Source organism: Flavobacterium sp. UBA4854 (assembly GCF_002399805.1).
Classification (GTDB): Bacteria; Bacteroidota; Bacteroidia; order Flavobacteriales; family Flavobacteriaceae; genus Flavobacterium; species Flavobacterium ginsengisoli.
In genome coordinates this window covers 23591-30209 of the sequence record NZ_DHEI01000148.1, presented here as the reverse complement: position 1 = coordinate 30209, position 6619 = coordinate 23591, and the positions used below count along the sequence as shown (strand labels likewise).

Annotated in this window: 5 protein-coding genes and 1 pseudogene; 3 read left to right on the top strand and 3 right to left on the bottom strand. The window is 34.6% G+C overall.

Annotation, left to right across the window (positions count from 1 at the left end; genetic code table 11):
* Window positions 1-112: 112 nt before the first annotated feature.
* From B3J44_RS21515 to B3J44_RS21505, 3 genes are all read right to left on the bottom strand, one after another.
* Window positions 113-919, bottom strand: coding sequence for a helix-turn-helix domain-containing protein (locus tag B3J44_RS21515; protein ID WP_286971343.1), 807 nt, complete (start codon window positions 917-919; stop codon window positions 113-115).
* A gap of 63 nt (window positions 920-982) precedes the next feature.
* Window positions 983-2404 carry an aldehyde dehydrogenase family protein gene (locus B3J44_RS21510; protein ID WP_286971342.1) on the bottom strand — a complete coding sequence of 474 codons (1422 nt, stop codon included), beginning with the start codon at window positions 2402-2404 and terminating at the stop codon, window positions 983-985.
* Between the two features lie 170 nt (window positions 2405-2574).
* The gene (locus B3J44_RS21505; protein ID WP_198854507.1) at window positions 2575-3399 is read right to left on the bottom strand and encodes a universal stress protein; all 825 of its coding nucleotides are present in this window, start codon (window positions 3397-3399) and stop codon (window positions 2575-2577) included.
* Window positions 3400-3573: 174 nt separating this feature from the next.
* Here B3J44_RS21505 and rimP point away from each other — a divergent pair, with 174 nt between their 5' ends.
* The 3 genes and pseudogenes from rimP to B3J44_RS21490 all read left to right on the top strand — a co-directional run.
* A complete protein-coding gene (gene rimP, locus B3J44_RS21500) occupies window positions 3574-4038 on the top strand; it encodes a ribosome assembly cofactor RimP (RefSeq protein ID WP_260672502.1) in 465 nt (154 codons plus the stop codon).
* A 19-nt stretch (window positions 4039-4057) separates the two neighbouring features.
* Window positions 4058-5311 carry a transcription termination factor NusA gene (gene nusA / locus B3J44_RS21495; RefSeq protein WP_125722262.1) on the top strand — a complete coding sequence of 418 codons (1254 nt, stop codon included), beginning with the start codon at window positions 4058-4060 and terminating at the stop codon, window positions 5309-5311.
* 61 nt (window positions 5312-5372) lie between these two features.
* Window positions 5373-6619: pseudogene (locus tag B3J44_RS21490) on the top strand (translation initiation factor IF-2); the annotation flags it as partial.

The window sequence follows — 6619 nt, the reverse complement described above, 5'->3', positions numbered from 1 at the left end:
GTCCTAGTAGACCAACAGAAAAGCCTCTCAGAAATGAGAGGCTTTTTTTATTGTGTACATTTAAAATAAAAGCTTGTTGTATTAGGGTATTGATTTTTAGTTGTTTTGGTTTTTATTTGTGGTTTAAGGACGACGGGACAATTCCAAATTTCTTTTTAAATGAAAAAGAAAAATGCGAGAGATCTTCAAAACCAACTCCAATATATACGTCTGATGGCAGATTTCCTTGGCTAATTAAATAATAAGCTTCTTGAAGTCTTTTGTTTAAAAGCCATTTTCCCGGCGTTTGCTGAAATACTTTTTGAAAATCTCTTTTGAATGTGGCAAGACTTCTTCCGGTTAGATAAGCAAATCGATGCATTTGAACATTAAAGTGGAAGTTTTTGTTCATAAAAGCTTCTAAGTCGATTTTGCCAGGTTCGTTAAAATCAAATAAAATATCTTTTAGTTCTGGATTTACTTTTAATAAAAGATGGATGGCTTCTTTAATTTTTAAATTGAATAAAGCCTCGTTGTTTTCTTGTTCTACCTCAAGGTAAGAAATCAACGATTCCATGAAAGATTTGTAAAGTGGGTGAGGAACTAATGAAAACATAGCTTCTGAATCGGATTTTTTATCTGATTTTAAATTGTATTCTTTGCTGATTTCTCTTAAAATTTCCTGATCAAGAAAAAGAGATATAGTTTTGAATTCTCCTCCTTCGGGCGGAATTTTAGTAAACTTTGCTAAATGATTTCTTCTGCTAAAACGAAAATCTCCTGGTTTGGTGTGAAAAGTGTTTTTGCTATCGGAAGCAATCATTTCTCCAGAAATTTGATAGCTAAAAACATGTTCGGGTATAAAATGTTCGCCTTCGCGACTGCGTGAGTAATAACACGAGTAGAGAATTTTAGACTTTGTATTTGGTTTGGTGCTCATAATTGTAAAAATACTAAAAGATCTGGAAATCTTTGCGATTAAAGATTTCCAGATTGATGGTGATTATTTTTGCTGAATTAATGCTCTAGGTTCTAAATAAGCCTCTAGTCCAAGTGTTCCAAATTCACGTCCAATTCCAGATTGTTTAAATCCGCCGAAAGGAGCCATTGGGTCGTGACCAATTCCGTTTATTTGTACACGTCCTGCATTGATTTGCGAAGCTACTCTGTGTGCTCTTTCAGAATCCGAAGAGTTTACGTAAGCTTGTAATCCGTAAGTGGTGTCATTGGCGATTTCGATTGCTTCTTCTTCCGTTTTGTATGTAATAACAGATAAAACAGGTCCGAATATTTCTTCTCTTGCAATACGCATTTGATTGTTTGCGTTGGCAAAAACAGTTGGCTTAACAAAATTTCCATTTTCTAATCCTTCGGGTTTTCCTAGTCCGCCAGTCAATATTTCTGCTCCTTCGTTAATTCCTGCCTGAATGTATTCTTGAACGCGATTGTATTGTTTTGTGCTAACCATTGGTCCGATGGCGGTATTTTGATTTTTAGGATCGCCAACAATTAGGTGTGAAACGGTTTCTTTGATTAAAAGTTTTGTTTCTTCTAATTTGTTTTCTGGAATCAATAGTCTAGTTCCAGCAATGCAAGCTTGCCCGTTGTTCATGAACGCTGCGCTCATTGCGAGTGGAATTGCTTTTGAGAGATCAGCATCGTCTAAAATAATATTTGGAGATTTTCCGCCAAGTTCAAGAGTAACTCGCTTCATGGTGTTGATGGCTTCTTTTGCTATGATTTTTCCAACATTAGTTGATCCTGTAAAAGAGATTTTGGAGATATCTGGATTTTGGCTAATTTCGGCGCCAACTATTTCTCCTAAACCATTTACAATGTTGAATACGCCTTTAGGAAGATTGGCTTCGTGAAGACATTCGGTAATTAATTGTGTTTGCTGAGCACTCATTTCACTTGGTTTGATTACAGTTGTGCATCCGGCAGCAATTGCCGTGGAAAGTTTGCTGCATATAAATCCGTTGCTTGAATTCCAAGGGATGATAATTCCAACAACACCAATAGGGCTCATCTGGACTTCGGATTCTCCCATTGTTTTGATGAAGTTGTAGTTGTTAAGAAGGTTGATGGCTGAGTCAAAACTTTTTAGCATATAATCGTAGCTTACGCTTGCAAATTGAAATGTTCCGCCATATTCTTCCGTCATAACATTGATAAAATCGTCTTTTCTTTTTTCGATAGAAGATTTAATGTTTTTTAAGTATTGGATTCTTTCCGAAGTTGTGGTTTTTGAAAAAGTTTTGAAAGCGTTTTTGGCTGCTTCAATTGCTTTTTGTGTGTCTTCGGTGTTTCCTAAAAGAACTTTTCCGAGTGTTTTGTTTGTCGTCGGGCTAATAAGATTAAAATATTCTGTTCCTTTAGGAGTTGTAAATTCGCCATTAATGTAAATTTTGTCTATTGTTTTCATGTTGTTGTTTTTTAATGATTTTCTATTTGACAAATTTCTGCATTATATACGCTGGCTGTTTTGTTGTAAGGCTCAGTTAAGCTTTGTTGAGAAGCTCAATTTTTTATTGTTTTTGCAAAAAAAAAGCTTCTCGTTTGAGAAGCTTTAAAGAGAGTATTTTAAAATTAATGTTAGATTTTTAAAGTGATAACAGGTTTTACGGCATGATTAACCAAGCCTTCGCTGATGCTTCCATTGAAAAAATGTGCGAAACCAGTTCTTCCATGTGTGCACATTCCGATAACATCGGCGTTTATTCTGTTAGAGAAATTAATGATTCCTTTTTCAATATTGGTGTCATTGTAAATTTGAGTAGTATAGTTGTTAATGTTAAATTCGGCAACAAAATCGGCCATTGCTTTTTCGCTAACATGAGTTGGTTTGAAACTGTTTGGAGTGCAAATAGTGACTAAATGTATTTTTGAATCAAATAGTTTGGTGAAATTTAAAAGTTTTTCGAAAGGTTTTTTTGCTTCTTCTGAAAAATCAGATGCGAAAACAATAGTAGAAGCATTAAAATTTGGAATGTTTTTCTTGATGACCAAAACAGGGATTTCTGAATTTCTAACTACTTTTTCGGTGTTAGAGCCTATTAATAATTCTTCGACGCCAGAAGAGCCGTGAGATCCCATGATAATTAGATCAATATTGTAATCTTTGCTTATTTGCGTGATTCCGTGTATTGGTTTGTCCATTTTTACAATTTCAGTTACCGGAATTCCTTCTAGGTATTCTCTAGAGGCGATTTCATCAAGTGTTTCGTTTGCTTTTTTCATAAAAAGCATAGTTTCGGGGATGCTAGTTCCGCCAACTATGGCATCGTTTGATTGCTGTGGCAATTCAAGCATATGAAGAAGAATAAGTTCAGAATTGTTCTTTTTTGCGATTTGAGCGGCAACTTTTAAAGCGTCTTCTGCATGTTCTGAGAAGTCGGTAGGTACTAAAATTCGTTTCATGATTTGAGGGTTAAAAATTATGAATAATTCTGTGTTTTAATGCTATTATAAAGATAAGAAATTATTTTAGAGCAATCAATTTATTTGATTTATAAAAAAAACACTATATTTGCACTGTTATTTATTAAAATCTAAATAATGAGGGGACTAAGTGTCCCCTCTTTTTATAAAATTATGACATTTAAAGAAAAAGTAAACGGATTAATTACGGAAGCTCTTCTGGAAAAACCATCAATCTTTTTGGTTGATTTGGCTGTTTCGGATTCTTTTAAAATTAGTGTCGGTTTAGACGGAGATAATGGAGTGGCGCTGCAGGACTGTATTGATATCAGTCGTGCAATCGAAAATAATCTGGATCGTGAAGAACAGGATTTTTCGCTTGAAGTAGCATCAGTTGGAGTAGGAACACCTCTGAAAATGGTAAGACAATACAAAAAAAATGTTGGTAGAACGTTGATTGTTACCACAAATACAGAAAAAATTGAAGCAGAATTGGTTGAAGCTAATGATGTTTTCATAATTTTGTCTTGGAAAGCAAGAGAACCGAAAAAAGTAGGAAAAGGAAAAGAAACAGTTCAAAAAGAGCAACAAATACCTTATACAGAAATTAAAGAGGCAGTTGTTACGGTAACATTTTAATTTTAATTAAAAAATTCGCATGGAAAATTTAGCATTAATCGATTCATTCTCAGAGTTTAAAGATAATAAACTTATTGATCGTGTAACGCTTATGGCAATTTTAGAGGACGTATTTAGAAATGCATTAAAGAAAAAATACGGTTCAGATGAAAATTTCGATATCATTATAAATCCTGATAAAGGAGATATGGAAATCTGGAGAAGAAGAGTAATTGTTGCCGATGAAGACCTTGATTTTGAAAATGAAGAAATTACATTGACTGAAGCAAGAAAAATTGAAGCGGATTTTGAAATAGGTGAAGAAGTTTCTGAAGAAGTAAAGTTGATTGATTTAGGAAGAAGAGCTATCTTAGCGCTTCGTCAGAATCTAATATCTAAAATTCACGAACACGATAATACAAATCTTTATAAGCAATTTAAAGATATTATTGGTGATATTTATACAGCTGAAGTGCACCATGTGCGTCCAAGGGTAGTTATCTTAGTTGATGATGAAGGAAATGAAATTGTGCTTCCAAAAGAAAAGCAAATTCCATCTGACTTTTTCCGTAAAGGAGATAATGTTCGCGGAATTATTGAAAGCGTTGAATTGAAAGGAAACAAACCTCAAATTATTATGTCTAGAACTTCAGAAAAGTTCTTAGAGAAATTATTTGAACAAGAAATTCCAGAGGTTTTCGACGGATTGATTACTGTGAAAAACGTAGTTCGTATTCCAGGTGAAAAAGCAAAAGTAGCTGTTGATTCTTATGATGATAGAATTGATCCAGTTGGAGCTTGTGTGGGAATGAAAGGTTCTCGTATTCACGGAATTGTTCGTGAGCTTGGAAATGAAAATATTGATGTAATTAACTATACAAACAATATTCAATTATTTATTACAAGAGCATTAAGCCCTGCAAAAGTTTCTTCTATTAAAATTGATGAAGAAAGCAAAAGAGCTGAAGTTTTCTTGAAATTAGAAGAGGTTTCTAAAGCAATTGGTAGAGGTGGTCACAATATCAAATTAGCTGGTCAATTGACAGGTTATGAATTGGATGTTATTCGTGAAGGCGATGTGGCTGGAACTGTTGCAGATGAAGATGATGTTGAATTAACAGAGTTTTCAGATGAAATTGAAGAGTGGGTAATTGAAGAGTTTGCAAAAATAGGTTTGGATACTGCAAAAAGTATCTTGAAACACGACGTAGAAGATTTAGTAAGAAGAACAGACCTAGAAGAGGAAACAATTCTAGATGTTATGAAGATACTAAAAGAAGAGTTTGATAGCTAGGCAATAGCTGACCATCTGCTCTAACAACACACAACGAAAAAGGTAATAATAAAAAGGTTATATGTCTGAAGAGAGAGTAATAAGAATAAATAAGGTTTTAAGGGAATTAAATATTTCGTTAGAAAGAGCTGTAGATTATCTAAAAGATAAGGGAATTGCTATTGATGCAAATCCTAATGCAAAAATTTCTGATAGTGAATTTAATATCCTTCAAAGCCAATTTGCGGGCGATAAGGGGAATAAGGAGGCTTCTAAAGAGGTTGGAGAAGAAAAAAGAAAGGAAAAAGAAGCGTTACGTGTAGAACGTGAGAAAGAAATTGAAGACAAACGCAGACAAGAAGAAGAGCGTCAAAAACAGCAAGAAATAATTAAAGCAAGAGCCGTTGTTTCGGGGCCTGTACAAGTCGGTAAAATTGACTTGAATCCTAAAAAACCTGCCGTTACTCCTTCTGAGGAACCAGCTAAGGTTGAAGAGCCAAAAGCTGTTGTTGCGCCTGTGCAACCAGAGAAACCTGTTCAAAACGAAACAGTTAAATCTGAACCAGTTGTTTCTAGTCCTGTTTCTGAAACAAAAAAAGAAGAACCTATTATTACTGAGAAAAAAGAAGTTAAAGCAGAATCTAAAGTTGCGCAGGAGCCAATAGTGTCTACTGATCCAACAACTTCAGAGGAAACTATTACTACTCAATACCAAAAGCTTACTGGAACAACTCTTACAGGTCAGACAATTGATTTATCTCAATTTAATAAGCCTAAGAAAAAGAAAGAAGATCCTAAAGCGGCTCAGAATAAACCTGGAACTCCTGGAGTTGGTAATAATAACAATAACGCAAATAATAAAAATAAGCGTAAAAGAATTGGTCCAAAACCGGGTACTCCTGGTGCGCCAAAACCTGCTACAGGAAATGCGCCTGGAACACCAAATTCAAATAAGCCAACTCAAAACAATAATGGTGGAGGTTATAATGCTAACAGAAGCCAAAGACCTGGTTTTGTAAAAGGAAACCGTCCTGCAATTGTTGCTAAAGTTGAGCCAACTGAAGAAGAAGTAAAAAACCAAATTAGAGAAACTCTTGAAAAACTTCAAGGTAAAGGAGGGAAATCTAAAGCGGCTAAATATAGAAGAGATAAAAGAGAAACGCACCGTCAGAAATCTGATGATGAGCAAAGAGCACTTGACGAAGGAAGTAAAACTATTAAAGTTACAGAGTTCGTTACAGTTGGTGAAATTGCAATCATGATGGATGTGCCGATTACTAAAGTAATTGGAACTTGTATGTCTCTTGGTATCATGGTTACCATGAACCA